The 17666-nt window shown below is 65.4% G+C and carries 13 protein-coding genes; 8 read left to right on the top strand and 5 right to left on the bottom strand.

The genetic code is table 11. The annotated features are described in order from the left end of the window. Position 1: 1 nt before the first annotated feature. On the top strand, positions 2-928 hold the full coding sequence (locus G6N08_RS19460; protein ID WP_163760221.1) for a class I SAM-dependent methyltransferase: 927 nt from the start codon (positions 2-4) through the stop codon (positions 926-928). Between the two features lie 154 nt (positions 929-1082). On the opposite strand, the gene G6N08_RS19455 is transcribed toward G6N08_RS19460, so the two are convergent. Further along, positions 1083-2243, bottom strand: coding sequence for a histidine phosphatase family protein (locus G6N08_RS19455; RefSeq protein WP_163760218.1), 1161 nt, complete (start codon positions 2241-2243; stop codon positions 1083-1085). Positions 2244-2561: 318 nt separating this feature from the next. Between G6N08_RS19455 and G6N08_RS19450 the strand changes: the two genes are divergently transcribed. Beyond that, positions 2562-4583, top strand: a complete 2022-nt coding sequence (locus G6N08_RS19450) for a tetratricopeptide repeat protein (RefSeq protein WP_163760217.1) — start codon at positions 2562-2564, stop codon at positions 4581-4583. Positions 4584-4661: 78 nt separating this feature from the next. Here G6N08_RS19450 and poxB read toward each other — a convergent pair whose 3' ends face one another. From poxB to G6N08_RS19435, 3 genes are all read right to left on the bottom strand, one after another. Next, positions 4662-6398, bottom strand: coding sequence for a ubiquinone-dependent pyruvate dehydrogenase (gene poxB / locus G6N08_RS19445; RefSeq protein ID WP_163760215.1), 1737 nt, complete (start codon positions 6396-6398; stop codon positions 4662-4664). Positions 6399-6407: 9 nt separating this feature from the next. Then, positions 6408-8063, bottom strand: a complete 1656-nt coding sequence (locus tag G6N08_RS19440; protein WP_163760213.1) for an NAD-dependent malic enzyme — start codon at positions 8061-8063, stop codon at positions 6408-6410. A gap of 231 nt (positions 8064-8294) precedes the next feature. Then, entirely contained in the window at positions 8295-9416 is a 1122-nt protein-coding gene (locus G6N08_RS19435) for a PQQ-dependent sugar dehydrogenase (protein ID WP_163760211.1), read from the bottom strand. Positions 9417-9628: 212 nt separating this feature from the next. On the opposite strand from G6N08_RS19435, the gene G6N08_RS19430 reads away from it, so the two are divergent. Next, entirely contained in the window at positions 9629-10546 is a 918-nt protein-coding gene (locus tag G6N08_RS19430; RefSeq protein ID WP_163760209.1) for a DoxX family protein, read from the top strand. A 6-nt stretch (positions 10547-10552) separates the two neighbouring features. On the opposite strand, the gene G6N08_RS19425 is transcribed toward G6N08_RS19430, so the two are convergent. Continuing rightward, positions 10553-10891 carry a PH domain-containing protein gene (locus G6N08_RS19425; protein WP_163760206.1) on the bottom strand — a complete coding sequence of 113 codons (339 nt, stop codon included), beginning with the start codon at positions 10889-10891 and terminating at the stop codon, positions 10553-10555. A gap of 476 nt (positions 10892-11367) precedes the next feature. Between G6N08_RS19425 and G6N08_RS19420 the strand changes: the two genes are divergently transcribed. The 5 genes from G6N08_RS19420 to G6N08_RS19400 all read left to right on the top strand — a co-directional run bounded on the left by G6N08_RS19420 (position 11368) and on the right by G6N08_RS19400 (position 17564). Further along, positions 11368-13173 carry an acetolactate synthase large subunit gene (locus tag G6N08_RS19420; protein ID WP_163760916.1) on the top strand — a complete coding sequence of 602 codons (1806 nt, stop codon included), beginning with the start codon at positions 11368-11370 and terminating at the stop codon, positions 13171-13173. Further along, on the top strand, positions 13173-13679 hold the full coding sequence (ilvN, locus tag G6N08_RS19415) for an acetolactate synthase small subunit (RefSeq protein ID WP_163760198.1): 507 nt from the start codon (positions 13173-13175) through the stop codon (positions 13677-13679). Before G6N08_RS19420 ends, ilvN begins: the two co-directional genes overlap by 1 nt. A gap of 43 nt (positions 13680-13722) precedes the next feature. Next, complete coding sequence (gene ilvC / locus G6N08_RS19410) at positions 13723-14724, top strand: ketol-acid reductoisomerase (protein ID WP_163760914.1); 1002 nt, start codon at positions 13723-13725, stop codon at positions 14722-14724. Positions 14725-14917: 193 nt separating this feature from the next. Beyond that, positions 14918-16504: a phosphoglycerate dehydrogenase gene (serA, locus tag G6N08_RS19405; RefSeq protein WP_163760195.1), complete on the top strand. Its 1587-nt coding sequence runs from the start codon at positions 14918-14920 to the stop codon at positions 16502-16504. Positions 16505-16553: 49 nt separating this feature from the next. Next, positions 16554-17564, top strand: a complete 1011-nt coding sequence (locus tag G6N08_RS19400) for a 3-isopropylmalate dehydrogenase (protein WP_163760192.1) — start codon at positions 16554-16556, stop codon at positions 17562-17564. Positions 17565-17666 lie beyond the last annotated feature (102 nt).

Here is a 17666-nt window from a genome sequence, read left to right as displayed (position 1 = left end):
TATGCCCAGAACCGATGACGACACCTGGGACATCACCGAAAGCGTGGGTGCGACAGCCCTGACCGTTGCCGCTGCGCGGGCCGCGGAGACGGACAGCGAAAACCCGCTGATCCGTGACCCGTTCGCGCGGGTATTTCTGGACGAGGCCGGCCAGGGCATCTGGAGTCTGTATGCAAAGCCGGCGCTGCCTGACGATGTCGATACCGACGTGCGGACGATGGTGCGCGCGATGATCGACTTCATGGCGGTGCGGACGGTGTTTTTCGACGAGTTCTTTCTGGCCGCCGCCGACGCCGGCATCCAGCAGATGGTGATCCTGGCGTCGGGTCTGGACGCGCGGGCGTGGCGGCTGCCGTGGCCGGACGGTATCACCCTCTACGAGGTCGACCAGCCGAAGGTGCTGGAGTTCAAGGCCGTCACGCTGCAACGTCACGGGGCGCGCCCACGGGTCAATCTGGTGAATGTGCCGGTGGATCTGCGCCAGGATTGGCCGCGGGCGCTGCGCGACGCCGGGTTCGATCCGGCCAGGCCCACCGGCTGGTCGGCTGAGGGGCTGCTGCGCTATCTGACGGCATCAGCGCAGGATTCGCTGTTCGAACGCATCCACGAGCTCAGCGCCGTCGGCAGCCGGCTGGCTGCCAACGCGGTCGGCGCCGAGGCGCTGAACCCCCAGTGGCTGGCGCGCCAACGTGACCAGATGCGGCACTTGCGGTCGGTGGCCACCGGCCTCGTCGACACCGACGTCATCGATCTCGAAGAACTGTGGTATCCCGAGGAGCGCACCGATCTGAGTGCCTGGCTGAACGAGCACGGCTGGGAGGTATCGGCGGCGACCCTGGGGGAGTGGCTGGCCCGCTACGGTCGCAGCGACGTGGCCAGCGACCGCATGCCGAACGTTTTCGTCTCCGCGCGGCGAACGCGCAGCTGAACGCCGGTGTCGCCCCACGCGGGGTCAGTGGCCGGTGGCGAAGCAGAAAAAACCTGTATGAGAAGGGTTTCGAACACATCGCTCCGTAGCTGCTACGCCCAGGATCGATGCGCCGACGCGACGAGTGTGGCTTGGTGGTGTGTCGCGCCCAGGTTTAGAACAGACCCAGCATGGCCGGGAGGTCCGCGGCAAAGGTGCCCAGCAGTGAGCTGATGCCCGCTGGGTCCAGCAACGTTGCCGCGGTGGCCGCGCCGACGTCAGCCTGCAACAACCCGGTGATGTCGCCAGCGAGATTTTGGGTGCCTCCGCTCACCGCGCCGAGGAGGTCACTGATCACCGAGACAGGGAACTGGACCAGTGCAGTGCCGATATCGCTGGCCCCAGTCTGAATCGCGTTCAGAATCGTCGTCGGATCGCCGCTGAGAGCGGCCTCGAAGATGTTGTAAGCCGCAAACTGCGGCGCGGTGATCAAGTCGCGCACGTCAACCACCAGCTCGGTGGGCAATCCCGGAGCCGGGATCGACTGCCCGTTCCAGCTGACTATCGTCCACCCGGCCTCAGGATCGCCCTGGACAACGACAATTCCCGTGTTGGGCAGGAACGCCTTACCCGACACCAGATCTTCGAGAAACATCGGTAAGAAGATTGACAAGTCAGGGTTTTTGGCGTTCATCAGCACCCAGGTGCTGATCGCGGCTTCACCGGAGAACAAGACGTCTTTGGGTGGGGCGTCGGTGCTCACGGTGTTGTCATAGATGGTTTGAACGGCGCCGGTGAAGTTCTCGTCGAAGGCCACTCCGTTGATGTCGTAGGAGCCCGGCATCGGCACGAAGTCCAATCCGAACGCCCACGCAGCCAAGGTCAGCTCGTAGAGGATGCCGCCGGGGCTTGACGCCTGCAGACCGTTGTAAATACCGCCGGGGATCTCGTCGAGCCCGGGCAGTAATTGCACTTTCATGTCGAGTAGGTCAGCCAACGGCGCTGCGGTCTCCGGCATCCGGATGTTGTCCCCCGCATAGATCCCCGCGTAGGGCGTACCCGGCGCGAGCACCTGGGCGACGGCTTGCGCCTGTTCCTCGCCGGTCGCGTTGAGCGAATATCCGGGCAGAAACGAGCCGATCGTCGACAGGTAAGAGGGCGGCCCGTTGGACCCGTGCCGCACGAGGTCCAGGACGATCTCCTCCTCACCGGCCAACAGCTGAACCGCCGGCGCAAGTGACGCCAGTGACGAGTGGGCCACCGGGGTGACGGCGATCAGGCTGGCGGCTGCGGTGGCGACACCAGCGGCGGCATACGGGCGGCGGGGTAGTTCCATAGGCGGATCCTGTCACGCGGTACCAGCCGGTCGGGGTACTGGCGTGTGATGAATCCTATCAAAGACCTGAGAACAATACGTGAAAAATTTATTTGTTATTGCAATGTTGTCAGGTCGGTTGACGGTGGGGTTGGCGGTCATTGTGCAGGTGACATCGGCGCCGGCGCGGCTGGGCTGTCCTACTGGCCCTGGCAAGTGCCCTGTGGCACAGCATCTTCAGCTATTGCCACGCACACCGGACCTGCGTTACTCACAGAAACCGGATCCATCGGCTCGGCCCGGCAGCCGAGTCCTCAATGCCGCCGGCACGGTCGAGCTGTGAGCGCGGGCGCCGATCGCTGCGGGTCCGCACGCCGCAGGCTCAAAATCATCGATTCACCAATCCAGATTGAGTACGCCGACGATTTGGTACCGTTCCCAGCGGTCGGGCTGTGGGAGGATGTCGTGGCATTCGTCGAGCCGATCATCGTTGTCCTGGGCCCATGGTGCGGCGGCACCTCGGCCGTGGCCGGTGTCCTGCACCACCTTGGGGTGTTTATGGGCGCCGAGTTCGACTTGGCCCTTCGCGAACCATACGAAACCTGGGAGGACTACCGGCTAACCCTGTTATGCCGCAGAGCTTTTGGTGCTTTCAACGGCCCTGGAGGTCAGCTCAGAATCGACGGCGGTGCTTTCCGGGCGAAACTGCGCAGTTGGGCCGACGAGCATCGTCGCGCGGCGCGCATCGCCGGACAGCGGCCGGGCGCCAAGAATCCTCTTCTTTGTCTTGCCGTTGACGTCATCCGCGAAGCCTGGGGCCCGGTGGTGCCGGTTGTGGTGGACCGGCCGCTCCCGAAAGTGGTGGCGTCCCTGAATCGGCTGGGCTGGTTGAGCGACGAGCAGGAGCGGGTTGAGTCAACGGCACGTCTGATCGCAGCGCGCGACGAAGCGCTTCGCGGTGTTGCGACGATCAGGGTCGACTTCGAGGCGCTTCGCGCCGCACCAGCCGTGGTGATCCGTCGGCTCGCGGGCGAGCTGTGCCTTGAGGTCACCGATGCCCAACTGGAGGCGGCCGCGCACAGTATTATTCCGCCCACTACAGCGCAAGCGGGTGCCCAGCAAGTGGATCCGGCGAAGCATGTGCGTGATCTGTTGCTGGCCAAGGTTGAACGCAACCCCAAGGATGCACGGTCAGTCTTCTTGCTCGCTCAGACTTATTTCGCGCTTGGCGATTTCGTCAACGCATGCACCTGGTATGCGCGGCGAGTCGAGATGGGCGGCTGGGAAGAGGAGGTCTACTTCGCGGCATGGCAGATTGCCCAGTCGATGGCGCAACTTGGGGCGCCGTGGCCCGATGTTCAAGACGCCTATCTGCGGGCCTGGGAGTTTCGGCCGACACGCGCCGAGCCGCTGTATGCAATCGCGTACCGCTACTGCGCCGAAGGACGTTACCGGCTTGGCTACCTGTTTGCCCAGCGCGTCGCCGAAATCCCGTTTCCCGAAGACGACCTGTTAGTGTTAGACGCGGATATCTACACCTGGCGCGCTCTCGACCAGCAAGCGGCATGCGCATTCCGGATTGGCAGGCACGCCGAGGCATTCACGCTGTGGCGGCGTCTGCTGTCCCACCCCGACATTCCCGAGCATGATCGGCAACGGATTGCGCGCAACCGTGATATGTGTGTCCCGACGATGATCGAGGCGGCCTCATCGTATCCCGATGCAGTGGTGCGGGATGTGGTCGCCGGCGAAGCCGAGGTGATCGTCACCCTGGTTGCCGGGCCCGACCGGGGCGCGACTGAGCAGGCACTGAACTCATTTCTGGTTTGTTGCCTCGATCTTTCGCGGGCCGGGCGATTTCTGGTGGTTGACGCCGGCCTGCCAAGCCAGGATCGTGCGGCGCTGCGCGAGCGTTACGGGTTCCTCGAGTTCGCTCATTCCGGTAGCGACGATCCCGCGGGCGCGCAGCTTGCGCAGATCCGCCGCCAGGTCCACGGACGATTCTGGCTGCATCTGGGCCAAGGGTGGCGATTCTTTGCACCCGAGAATCTCATCACTCGTCTGACCGGCGTGTTGCGGGCAGAACCACAGGTGTTTCAGGTGGCAATCAACGTCGCGGATGCGGCCACGCTGATCGGTGCCTGCGCGGCCGAGCAGACGGTACGCCGGGCCCCCGATGCCGGGCGCTACCTCCTCACCGACACAGTGGCCAGGGGCCCGGCGATGTTCGACACCACACGCCTGGATCGGGCCGGGGGGTTGCACGGCGCCGACCCGATCACCGCAGTCGGGCGGCGGGCGGCCGCTGCCGGGCTGCGCACCGCCAGCCTCGACGAAGTGCTGTGCCTCAGTCCGGCATGACCTCGCGTGGGCGAGCACCCGAATCGACCCTCCCCGGCGAACAGGAGCCAGTGGTCGCGGGCGTGCCGCTCAGCGGCGTCAATCCAGGATCCGCCGGGCGACGTTGGTGCTGACAAGATCGAGGAGCTCGTCGCCGCGGCCGGCGAGGATGGTGCGGATCGCGTACAGCGAGAACCCTTTTGCCTGCTCAGCGGTGATGACCGGCGGGATGCTCAGTTCCTGGCGCGCGGTGACGACATCGACAACCGCTGGCCCATCACAGCTGAACGCATCGCTCAACGCGGTTGCCAGGTCGCCGGGGTTTTCGACCCGACGACCACACAGGCCCAGCGCCTTGGCTACCGCCGCGAAATCGATGGCGTTCAGATCAGTACCGAAGTTGACGATCCCGGCGGCTTTCATTTCCAGCTCAACGAAGCTCAGCGAGGAGTTGTTGAACACGACCACCTTCACCGGCAGCTTGTTCTGTATCAGAGTGGCCAACTCCCCGAACAGCATCGTCAGGCCTCCGTCACCGGCCAATGCCACCACCTGCCGGCTCCGGTCGACGGTCTGGGCGCCGATCGCGTGTGGCAGCGCACCGGCCATGCTGCCGTGGGTGGCTGACCCGATCAGCCGGCGTCGGCCATTCATGGTCAGGTAGCGCGCGGCCCAGATGGTCGGCGTGCCGACGTCGTAGGTGAACACCGCGGCATCGTCAGCCAGTTGATCGACAAGGCGGGCCACATATTCCGGCCGGATCGGGGTGCGGTCGCGGTCATTGACCCCCAGGTCATCCAGCGACTTGCGGGTCTTGCGGTAGTGTTTCAGCGCGCGGTCCAGGTGGTCACGGTTGTGCTTCGGCGTCAACAGCGGCTGCAGCCCGGCAAGGGTGTCCTTCACCGTGCCCACCAGGCCCAGATCAACCGGGGCGCGCCTGCCGATGTGGCTGCCGCGCACGTCGACTTGGATGATCCGAGCGTCGTCGGGATAGAACTGCCGATACGGAAAGTCGGTGCCGAGCATCAGCAGCACTTCGGCTTCCCGGATAGCTTTGTATCCCGAGGCAAATCCCAGCAGACCGGTCATGCCGACGTCATACGGGTTGTCGTATTCGATGAATTCCTTGCCGCGCAGCGCATGCACAATCGGTGCCTGCACGGTCGCAGCCAGGCTCACCAATTCGTCGTGGGCACCCGCGCACCCGGCGCCGCCCAGGATCGTGATACGTGTGTGAGCGTTGAGGATGTCGGCGGCCTGACGCAGCGATTCGTCGTCGGGGCGTACGACGGACCGGGTCGGTAACACCGGCCTGATGTGCCAGTCCCGCTCGCCGACGCGGGTCCCGAAGATCTCACCGGGGATCACCACCACGGCCACCCCGCACTCTTCCACGGCCGTGCGCATCGCAATCTCTACGATGCGCGGCGCCATCTCGGGAGTGCTGACCAGCTCGCAGTAAACGCTGCACTCGCGGAACAGCTCTTGCGGATGCGTCTCCTGGAAATACCCCGAGCCGACTTCGGACAGCGGAATGTGTGCTGCGATCGCCAGCACCGGCACACGGCTTCGCTGCGCGTCGAACAACCCGTTGATCAGATGCAGGTTGCCCGGCCCGCAACTGCCCGCGCACACCGCCAGCCGGCCGGTCAGCGCGGCGTCAGCGGCGGCGGCGAATGCCGCTGCCTCTTCGTGGCGCACATGCTCCCAGCTGATTCCCCCGGAGCGGCGGATCGCGTCGGTGAAACCGTTGAGGCTGTCGCCGGGAAGCCCGTAAACCCGTTTCACCCCACTAACTTTCAAGGCGGCGATCAGGTGCTGCGCCACAGTCGCCATATGCGCTCCCTAGTCGTACTTGGGTATCCACATGGTGTCGTGGATGGTTTGCACGATGTTGTCGTGTGTTGTGGTGGCCACCCCGTCGTCGACGGCAGCGTGGTAGACGGCTTCGGCGACGCTGGCCGAAACCGCCCGCAGGTTCTGAACACCGGGCAGCAGCTCGCCACCATGGGTCGCTGGGTTGGCCAGCTGTGCAATCGCCTTGGCCGCTGCAGCGAGCATTCCTTTGGTCACCCGGCGAGCGCCGGCCACGATGACGCCCAGCCCTATGCCGGGAAACACCAGTGCATTGTTGGCCTGGCTGATGGGATAGGTAATACCACGGTATGTCACGGGAGGAACCGGGCTGCCGGTCGCGACCAGCGCCTTGCCGTCCGACCACGCCAGCAGGTCGGCCGGTCTTGCCTCCATACGCGATGTCGGGTTCGACAGCGGGAAGATCAGCGGCCGTTCGGTCGATGCCGTCATCGCCTGCACCACTTCGCGGGTGAACGCTCCGTAGGCTGTTGAGCAGCCGAGCAGGATGGTCGGGGAGGCCACCTTGATCGTATCGACCAGACCGATACCGCCGGTTGTGTCATCGGTGTTGAGACCCAATGTCTCTCGGTTCTTGGCGTAGGGAACCTGAAAGTCGTGCAGCTGTTGCATATCGTCGAACAACAGCCCCTGCTTGTCGACGAGCCAGATCTGTGAGGTGGCCTGCTCGAGCGTGGCGCCGTCGGCCACCATCGCGTCGCGGATCTGATCGGCGATGCCGACGCCGGCGGTGCCGGCACCGAAAACGACTAACGTTTGATCCCGCAACGGGATCTTGGTGATACGCAACGCGCTGTAGACGGCAGCCATCACGACTGCGCCCGTGCCCTGCACGTCGTCGTTGAACACGCAGTAATCCGATGAGTATTGGTCCAGGATGGCATGGGCATTGCGTGGTCCGAAGTCTTCGAAATGCAGCATCGCATGCGGGAAAAGTCGGTGAGCCGTCTCGACATAGCGGCGGATGAATTCGTCGTAGCCGGTGCCCCGATAACGGGCATGGCGGTTGCCCAAGTAGAACGGGTCGGCAAGCAGTTGCTCGTTATCGGTGCCGACATCAAGGACGACCGGAATGGTGCGGCACGGATCGATACCGCCTCCTGCGGTGTACAGCGCCAACTTGCCCACGGAGATCTGGATGCCGCCCACTCCCCAGTCACCGATGCCCAGGATCGCTTCGGCGTCGGTGCACACGATCAGGTCGACATCGTCGGGACCGAGCCCGAACGTCTCGAACGACTCAGCGATTTCGTCGGGGCGGTCGATCGATAAAAACAACCCCCGTTGCCCCCGATACTCGTCGGAGAAGCGCTGGATCGCCTCGCTGACCGTCGGCGTGTACACGATCGGCATCAGCTCGGCCAGATGGTCTTCGAGCACCTTGAAGTACAGCAGCTGGTGGCGGTAGTGCAGCTGATCCAGCAGCAGATTACGACCCAGATCGGTTGCCATGCTTTGCAGCTGATGCCAGACGCGGTCGGCCTGCTGCTCCAGGGTGAGCACTGCCGGCGGGAGCCGACCGGTCAGCCCCAGTTTGTGACGCTCCTCGTGGGTGAACCCGACCCCTCGATTGAGGCTCGGGGTGGCCAGTGCAACCGGAATCCGTGGTATGACCGCGTCTGGCATCGCCTGTCCTTCTCGCGTGAGATTTCCCTGCCGGGCAGCAGTGGTGCCGCGCACAGCGCAAAGCAATCCCACCGGATTTCTGCGTCGTTCGATCGTTCTTGAGTGTCGCACGCTGATCAGGGCCAGGTGTGGGCGGCAGGTGCAGCGGGATCGGCGTGATCACGCGCAATGGACAGGAACAGCGCAACGGCCCGGCCGATCTGGGCTGTTCGGGGCAACCGATGACACCGGCTAGGTCTTGTCCTCGTTGCTGCGCGGGAAGCCACCACCCTGCGGGAAGAGCGGGAAGACCACGTCATCGAGTTTCGCGGCGTCACCGTCAGTTTTGTTGACCGTCGCGCCCCACACGTTTCCGTCCGGCGCCATCCGCAAGGCCCAGGCATGCCCATGGGTGCCCTGACGGACAACGTCGGGTTCACCGGTGACCGCACCGGTCGCGGGTGCGAGGTGTACTGCCACTGTCTGTTTGGTATTAATCAGGTTGACCAGCACGGTGCCGTCCATGGCCGCGCATCCAGCCACACCGGGTTTGTCCGGCCACGTCCACACCGTGGAAACCCGCGAGTCTCTGGTGATGCGCTGCAATCGGTCGGCGGTCGGGGCCCGGTCGAGAACGTAAAGCGAGCCATCGACGGGGTCTTTGCACAGGCCACCGCCGGCGCCGATGCCGGTGAGCGCGGTGGTGGGCGGGGCCTGATTGATGGTGGTGGGCTGTTCGATGCGGATGACTTTGCCCGCCATCGATCGCGGATCGGCGGCCAGGGCCGGGTTGCCCGCGTCGCCGGTGAGCACGACCAGGGTGGTAGGGCTGGTGAAGAGCAACGCGCCGGTGTTGCCGGTCGCGCCCTTGGGTATTCCGGTCAGGATGTCCTTGGGCACGTCGCCGTCGGCGATGCGGATCACGCGGTTGTCGCCGGGGGTACTGATGTAGGCGTACATCAGCCGGTCTTGCTGGTAGGTGGGCGAGAGCACGATGTCCATCAGCCCGCCGTCACCGGACGGATCGACCGGGATGACGGTCTTGACCTTCGGCTCGGCGTTGAGCGACACCTCCTTCACCGCACCGGTGGTGCGCTCGGCGACAAGGGCGGACTTACTGTCGGTGCCCATGATCAATCCGCTGGTGCTCTCCAGGCAGCCCTGCATCACGCCCGGCGCTGGGCACTGCTTGGGGAACGGTTTAGCGGGTAGCGGTGGGGGTGGGGGAGGTGTCGAGGTGGACGGCGGCCGCAGGTGCGGCTCGGTGGTGAAGGGCTGCGACTGGGCGTTGTTGAATCGTGCGCAGCCGCTCGACGCCAGCAGCGCCGCGCAGAGCACGGCAAGCCCGCGTCGAACCCACCACCGTCTTCGCATAACCGCCAGGTTACGGACAGGACGGGGTGCCCCGCCACAGTCGGGCCTGGCTGCGGGCCCAGCACGGCTGAGATCGTCGAGCGGCCGCACCGGGGCCGTGCCTCACTCACCGGACCGCTGCGCACGGCGCCGTCGGGCGAAGCGCGGATTTGTCGGGTGAAAGCGCCGTTCAAATCCCCAATTCAGGAGCAAATGGCTTTACCCTGGCAGGCGTGACCAGTCAAGCAAATGACTCACGGTGGCGGCGAACGCCCAATCCCGACACGCCAACCCCGGCGCGCCCGGCTTCGGCAAGCCTGGTCGACCCGGAAGACGACCTGCCCTCAGCCGGCTATGCCGGCGATTTCGAGACCACCACGATCCCGTACTACCAATCGGGCTATGCAACCGACTCTAAGTCCAGCTATCAATCAGGCCATGAATCGAGTTATGCGCTAGAAAACGTGCGTGTCGGTAACTCTGGATACGGCGGGGGCTTGCAGCAGGACCCGCCGTCCGGAGCGCAGCAGCCCGGAGGGGGGCGGCACTCGGCGGCCGGGCCGGATGGCAGCGGGTCGGATGACGTCGGCTCCGGCGAGGACGACGAGCGGGTACGCGCCGCCGGCCGGCGCGGCACCCAGGATCTGGGCCTGCTGATACTGCGGACTGGTCTGGCCGCAGTGCTGCTCGCACACGGCCTGCAGAAGTTGTTCGGCTGGTGGGGCGGACAGGGGTTGACCGGATTCAAGAATTCGCTCTCTGATGTCGGCTACCAGCATGCCGAGATCCTTACCTACGTGGGCGCCGGCGGCGAGATCGTCGCCGGCGTCTTGTTAGTGCTGGGCTTGTTTACTCCGCTGGCGGCCGCGGGTGCGCTGGCGTACTTGATCAACGGCCTGGTTGCCAGCGCCTCAGCCCAGCCGCACTCGCGGTCGTTGTCGTATTTCCTGCCGCACGGACACGAATACGACATCACCTTGATCGTCGTCGCCATTGCAGTCATCCTGATCGGCCCGGGCCGTTACGGCTTCGACGCCGGTCGCGGCTGGTCCCGGCGGCCTTTTATCGGCTCGTTCGTTGTGCTGCTCGGGGGTATCGGCGCCGGTATCGCCGTGTGGGTGCTGCTGAACGGCGCCAACCCGTTGCGCTGAACGCTGTCAGCGGTAGGGGTTGGGCACCCTGCCGGCACTCACTTCGCTGAGCTGCGGCAGGGTGGCAAAGCTGACCGCGGGCAATCGCAGCTCGCCGCCGCTTTTGAGCTGTGCCCGCGCCCACGAACCCCGGGTGAACCGCAATCCGTCGATCTCCTCCCACCGCACCGATCGGCTGCCGAGCAGTGTGCGCGCCGTTACGCCCTGGCGGTCGGCGACCGTGCGCAGCCGGATGATCAACGCCGACAAGACCACCGGGATCACCAGCAGCGGCGCGGTGGCCGGCCAGGTGAGTACCGGAACCAGCAGCCCGAGGGTGAAAAATCCCACTGCCACATGAGCCATCGGCGAAACTCTGAGCACCGCGGTCCGCTCCCGGGATGGTTGGGCCGACGAATCGGAGGCCACCTGTGCATCTTCGCATGCAATTCAAAGGTCCTTTCTGCGGTGCGTGTCTTCTGACGGTGGCGCTGCCGCACCGGGGATCGGGGGCTGGGTTACCTGGCCGCACGGCCCGGGCGGCCGCGGTTTTCACCTGGCGGGATTTGACGTCTGACCTGTGCGGAGACTACCGTCGCAGGGTATGAAGACCCGCGGGATGCTGGTAGTACTTGGTCGGCGCGTTGGTGGCTGGCGGTCGTAACCTTCTAGCGCCAACGCGCAACCCTCGTGCAGCACGGTGAGCTGACGGGGGTTTTTTGTTGCCCACCAATCCGCAGCAGCCGGCCGAGGCCAGCAGAGTAGGACCGAAGATCGTGAGCACACCCACTACGCGAGAACCGTCGGCGAGCCCACCATCCCCCAATGGGGCGCCGAGCGGCATCCAACACGCGTCCAAGTCTGTCGGAGTTCAATCGAAACGTATTGTGCCGCAGCAAGTTACTGGCGCACAAGCGGTAGTTCGATCGCTGGAGGAACTCGGGGTCGAGGTTATTTTCGGGATTCCGGGCGGAGCAGTGCTGCCGGTGTACGATCCGCTGTTCGACTCGCAAAAACTGCGTCACGTGCTGGTTCGCCACGAGCAGGGCGCCGGGCATGCCGCCAGCGGCTACGCTCACGCGACCGGCAAAGTCGGGGTGTGCATGGCCACCTCGGGCCCCGGCGCCACCAACCTGGTGACCCCGCTGGCCGACGCGCAGATGGACTCCATCCCGGTGGTGGCCATCACCGGGCAAGTCGGCCGCCAGCTGATCGGCACCGACGCCTTTCAGGAGGCTGACATCTCCGGCATCACCATGCCGATCACCAAGCACAACTTCCTGGTCCGCAGCGGCGATGAGATTCCGCAGGTGCTGGCCGAGGCCTTCCACATCGCGGCCACCGGCCGCCCCGGCGCTGTGCTCGTCGACATCCCCAAGGACGTGCTGCAGGGCCAGTGCACGTTCAGCTGGCCGCCGCGCATGGAGCTTCCGGGCTACAAACCCACTACTAAACCGCACAGCCGGCAGGTGCGCGAGGCTGCGCGACTGATCGCAGCCGCCCGTAAGCCGGTGCTGTACATCGGCGGCGGTGTCATCCGCGGGGAGGCCACCGCGCAGCTGCGGGATCTGGCCGAGCTGACCGGAATCCCCGTCGTCACCACGCTGATGGCGCGCGGCGCCTTCCCGGATAGCCATCCGCAGCATCTGGGTATGCCGGGTATGCACGGCACCGTCGCGGCGGTGGCCGCACTGCAACGCAGCGACCTGCTGATCGCGTTGGGCACCCGCTTCGACGACCGGGTTACCGGAAAACTTGACTCATTCGCCCCGGAAGCCAAGGTCATCCACGCCGACATCGACCCGGCCGAGATCGGGAAAAACCGGCGCGCCGATGTGCCGATCGTCGGCGACGTCAAAGCGGTCATCGCTGAGCTCATCGTGGCACTGCGCCATGACGGCACCCCCGGCAACCTCGATCTCGGCGACTGGTGGCAGTACCTGCGCGGTGTGCAGGCCACCTATCCGCTGAGCTACGGGCCGCAGAGCGACGGCAGCCTGAGCCCGGAGTACGTGATCTCCACCCTCGGCAAGATCGCCGGGCCCGACGCCGTCTATGTCGCCGGCGTGGGACAGCATCAGATGTGGGCGGCGCAGTTCATCTGCTATGAGAAGCCGCGCACCTGGATCAACTCGGGCGGCCTGGGCACCATGGGTTTTGCCATCCCCGCGGCTATGGGCGCGAAAATCGCCCGGCCCGAGGCCGAGGTGTGGGCGGTCGACGGTGACGGCTGTTTTCAGATGACGAACCAAGAGCTGGCCACCTGCGCGGTGGAAGGCGCGCCGATCAAAGTCGCGCTGATCAACAACGGCAACCTGGGCATGGTGCGGCAATGGCAGTCGCTGTTCTACCAGGAACGCTACTCGCAGACGGACCTGGCCACCCACTCACATCGCATCCCGGACTTCGTGAAGTTGGCGGAAGCGCTCGGGTGCGTCGGGTTGCGTTGTGAGCGTGAAGAAGACGTGGTCGAGGTGATCAACGCGGCGCGCGCGATCAACGACCGCCCGGTGGTCATCGACTTCATCGTCGGGGCCGATGCGCAGGTCTGGCCGATGGTGGCCGCGGGAACCAGCAACGACGAAATCCAGGCCGCCCGCGGCATTCGCCCCCTCTTCGACGACGCCGACAACGAAGGGCATGCCTGATGTCGCCTACCACACATACGCTTTCGGTGCTCGTCGAAGACAAACCCGGTGTGCTCGCCCGGGTCGCGGCACTGTTCTCCCGGCGGGGATTCAACATCGAGTCGCTGGCGGTCGGGGCCACCGAGCAGAAGAATATGTCCCGCATGACCATTGTCGTCTCCGCCGAGGACACCCCGCTCGAACAAATCACGAAGCAACTCAACAAGCTAATCAACGTGATCAAGATCGTCGAGCAGGATCCCGAAAACTCGGTGGGCCGCGAACTGGCGCTGATCAAGGTCCGCGCCGACGCGAGCACACGCAGTCAGGTTGTCGAAGCAGCGAAACTGTTCCGCGCCAAGGTGATTGACGTATCACCGGAATCATTGACCATCGAGGCAACGGGTATGCCGGACAAGCTCGAAGCGCTGCTTCGGGTGCTGGAACCCTTCGGTGTTCGTGAAATAGTGCAATCGGGGCTGGTGTCGTTGTCCCGCGGCCCGCGTGGCATAGGTACCGGCAAATAACCGTATTACCCTGGGAAAAGGAGACATTCACGTGGCGGTCGAGATGTTCTACGACGACGACGCGGATCTGTCGATTATTGGCAGCCGCCGGGTCGGCGTCATCGGGTACGGCAGCCAAGGGCACGCCCACGCGCTGAGCCTGCGCGACTCCGGTGTCCAGGTGCGCGTCGGGCTAAGGGAGGGCTCCAAGTCGCGGCTCAAGGTCGCCGAGCAGGGCTTGCCGGTCGGCACCCCCGCCGAGGTGGCCGAATGGGCCGATGTGGTCATGCTGCTCGCCCCCGACACCGCGCAGCCGGACATCTTCGTCAATGACATCGAACCCCACCTGGCCACGGGCAACGCGCTGTTTTTTGGTCACGGGCTCAACATTCACTTCGGTCTGATCAAACCGGCTCCCGACATCACCGTGGCGATGGTCGCCCCGAAAGGGCCCGGGCATCTGGTGCGCCGTCAGTTTGTCGACGGCAAAGGAGTGCCGTGCCTCGTCGCGGTGGCGCAGGACCCGGCGGGCGACGGCCTGGCGTTGGCCCTGTCGTACGCCAAGGCCATCGGCGGCACCCGCGCTGGTGTCATCAAAACCACGTTCAAAGACGAGACCGAAACCGACCTCTTCGGTGAGCAGACCGTGTTGTGCGGTGGGGTCGAGGAATTGGTCAAGGCCGGTTTCGACGTGATGGTCCACGCCGGCTACCCGCCGGAATTGGCCTACTTTGAGGTGCTGCACGAGCTGAAGCTGATCGTCGATTTGATGTACGAAGGCGGCCTGGCCCGCATGTACTATTCGGTGTCCGATACCGCGGAGTTCGGTGGATATCTGTCGGGTCCGCGTGTCGTCGACGCGGCCACGCGGGAGCGGATGCGCGAGATCCTGCGGGAAATCCAAGATGGCAGCTTCGTTGAAAAGCTGGTCGCCGATGTGCGAGACGGCAGCAAGCAACTGCACGAACTTCGCAACCGTAATGCCGAGCATCCCATCGAGGTCACCGGCAGGAAGCTGCGCGCACTGATGAGCTGGGTGGACCGTCCGATCACCGAAACCGCTTAAACCACCCCACGCGCCGGTTCGCCGAGCGAGTAAGCAGGGCAATGTTCGTGGCTGTTTTCCCGTCATTGCACGCTGGGCAGCTGTTCGGGCTCCGCGTCCACGCCAGACCCAGACCGATGCCCGGCGGTGCGCTCACCCGCTGGTCGGCGGTGCTGCCATCCGCCGCCTCGGTGCAGCCTATTAGGCTGGCCGGGTGAGCTTGCCTGTTGTTGTGATTGCCGACAAACTCGCCGAATCAACCGTTGCCGCCCTGGGAGATCAGGTCGACGTGCGCTGGGTTGACGGCCCCAATCGAGACCAACTGCTGTCCGCGGTATCCGAGGCCGATGCACTGCTGGTGCGCTCCGCGACCACGGTTGACGCCGAGGTTTTGGCCGCCGCCCCCAAGCTCAAGATCGTGGCTCGCGCCGGGGTGGGGCTGGACAACGTCGACGTGGACGCGGCCACCGAGCGCGGGGTGCTCGTGGTCAATGCCCCGACGTCGAACATTCACAGCGCCGCTGAACACGCGATCGCGCTGCTGCTGGCGGCCGCCCGCCACATCCCCGCCGCGGACGCCTCACTGCGCGCGCACGAGTGGAAGCGCTCGTCGTTCACCGGCACCGAAATCTTCGGCAAAACGGTCGGTATCGTCGGGCTGGGCCGGATCGGGCAGCTGGTTGCGCAGCGGCTGGCCGCTTTCGGCACCCGCATCGTCGCCTATGACCCCTATGTGTCACACGCCCGGGCGGCGCAACTGGGTATCGAGCTGGTGTCCCTCGACGACCTGCTGGCCCGCGCCGACTTCATCTCGGTACATCTGCCGAAGACCCCGGAGACGGCGGGAATGATAGGCCGGGACGCCCTGGCCAAGACCAAGCCGGGTGTCATCGTCGTCAACGCCGCGCGCGGTGGCCTCCTCGACGAGGAAGCATTGGCCGAAGCCGTGCGCGACGGACACGTGCGTGCCGCGGGTATCGATGTGTTCGCCACCGAACCGTGCACGGACAGCCCCTTGTTCGAGCTGCCCCAAGTGGTGGTGACACCGCACCTGGGGGCCTCCACCGTCGAGGCTCAAGAGCGGGCCGGCACCGATGTGGCCGAAAGCGTCAAGCTGGCGCTGGCGGGCGAGTTTGTCCCCGATGCGGTCAACGTCGGCGCCGGGGTGGTCAGCGAGGAGGTGCTGCCCTGGCTGGATCTGGTGCGCAAGCTCGGTGTGCTGGTGGGTGTGCTTTCCGACCGGTTGCCGGTGTCGCTGTCGGTGCAGGTGCGCGGCGAACTGGCCGCTGAAGATGTTGAGGTGCTGCGGCTGTCGGCGCTACGCGGGTTGTTCTCGGCGGTGATCGAAGAGCCGGTGACATTCGTCAACGCCCCGGCACTGGCGGCTGAACGCGGGGTCTCCGCTGAAATCAGCACAGCTCCTGAAAGCCCCAATCATCGCAGCGTCGTCGACGTGCGGGCGGTCGGCGCGGACGGCTCCGTCGTGAACGTGGCCGGCACGCTGTCCGGCCCGCAGATGGTGCAGAAGATCGTGCAGATCAACGGCCGTAACTTCGACTTGCGTGCGCAGGGCATCAACCTGATCATCCACTACGTCGACCAGCCGGGAGCGCTGGGCAAAATCGGCACCTTGCTCGGTGCGGCCGGGGTGAACATCCACGCCGCGCAGCTGTCGGAGGACTCCGAAGGCCCGGGTGCGACGATCATGTTGCGCGTGAATCGTGACGTCCCCGAAGACGTGCGGTCGGCGATCAGCGCGGCCGTCGCAGCGAACAAGCTCGAGGTCGTTGATCTGTCGTGAGGTGCGGCGGCGACGGGGTAGCGCGACGCGATGCGCAGGAGCGGCGCCGATGAGGCTCGCGGTCATCGCCGGCGACGGCATTGGCCCCGAAGTGGTGACTGAGGCTGTCAAGGTGCTCGATGCGGTGCTGCCCGGTGTGGAGAAAACCAGCTACGACTTGGGGGCCCGGCGTTTCCACGCCACCGGCGAGGTCCTACCGGATTCGGTGCTCGCCGAGCTGCGGGCACATGACGCGATCCTGCTGGGTGCGATCGGTGATCCGTCGGTGCCCAGCGGCGTGCTGGAGCGCGGGTTGCTGTTGCGGCTGCGTTTCGCGCTGGACCACTACGTCAATCTGCGCCCAGCGCGGCTGTACCCGGGGGTGAATAGCCCCTTGACCGGGAATCCCGCCATCGACTTCGTTGTGGTCCGTGAGGGCACCGAGGGCCCTTACACCGGCACGGGTGGGGCCATCCGGGTCGGCACCGCCAACGAGGTCGCCACCGAGGTGAGCGTCAACACCGCGTTCGGGGTGCGCCGAGTGGTCCACGATGCTTTCGAGCGAGCTCAGCAGCGGCGCAAACACCTGACACTGGTGCACAAAACCAACGTGTTGACGTTCGCCGGTGCCCTGTGGTCGCGCACGGTGCACGAGATCGGCGAGAAATACCCGGGAGTCGAGGTGTCCTATCAACACGTCGACGCCGCCACCATCCATCTGGTGACCGATCCGGGCCGGTTCGACGTGATCGTCACCGACAACCTCTTTGGTGACATCATCACCGATTTGGCCGCTGCCGTGTGCGGCGGAATCGGGCTGGCCGCGAGCGGCAATATCGACCCCACCCGCGTGAATCCGTCGATGTTCGAACCGGTGCACGGCAGCGCGCCCGATATCGCCGGGAAGGGGATTGCCGACCCGACGGCCGCGATTATGTCGGTGGCGCTGATGCTCGCCCACGTCGGCGAGGAAAACGCCGCCGCGCGGGTGGATCGGGCTGTGGCGGCTCATCTCGCGACACGCGGCGACGCGCGGTTTTCGACCAGCCAAATCGGCGAACGGATTCTCGCTGCGCTGTAGCGTCCAGCCCCGGCGGGCCCAGGTCAGCCGGGACCAGCGGGACTGCCAGCAGCGGGAACACCCCGCATACCGCCCAGGCCAGCGGATAACCGGCCGCCGCGA

Source organism: Mycobacterium botniense (assembly GCF_010723305.1).
Taxonomy (GTDB): Bacteria; Actinomycetota; Actinomycetes; order Mycobacteriales; family Mycobacteriaceae; genus Mycobacterium; species Mycobacterium botniense.
This window is presented reverse-complemented; position numbering and strand designations above follow the sequence as displayed.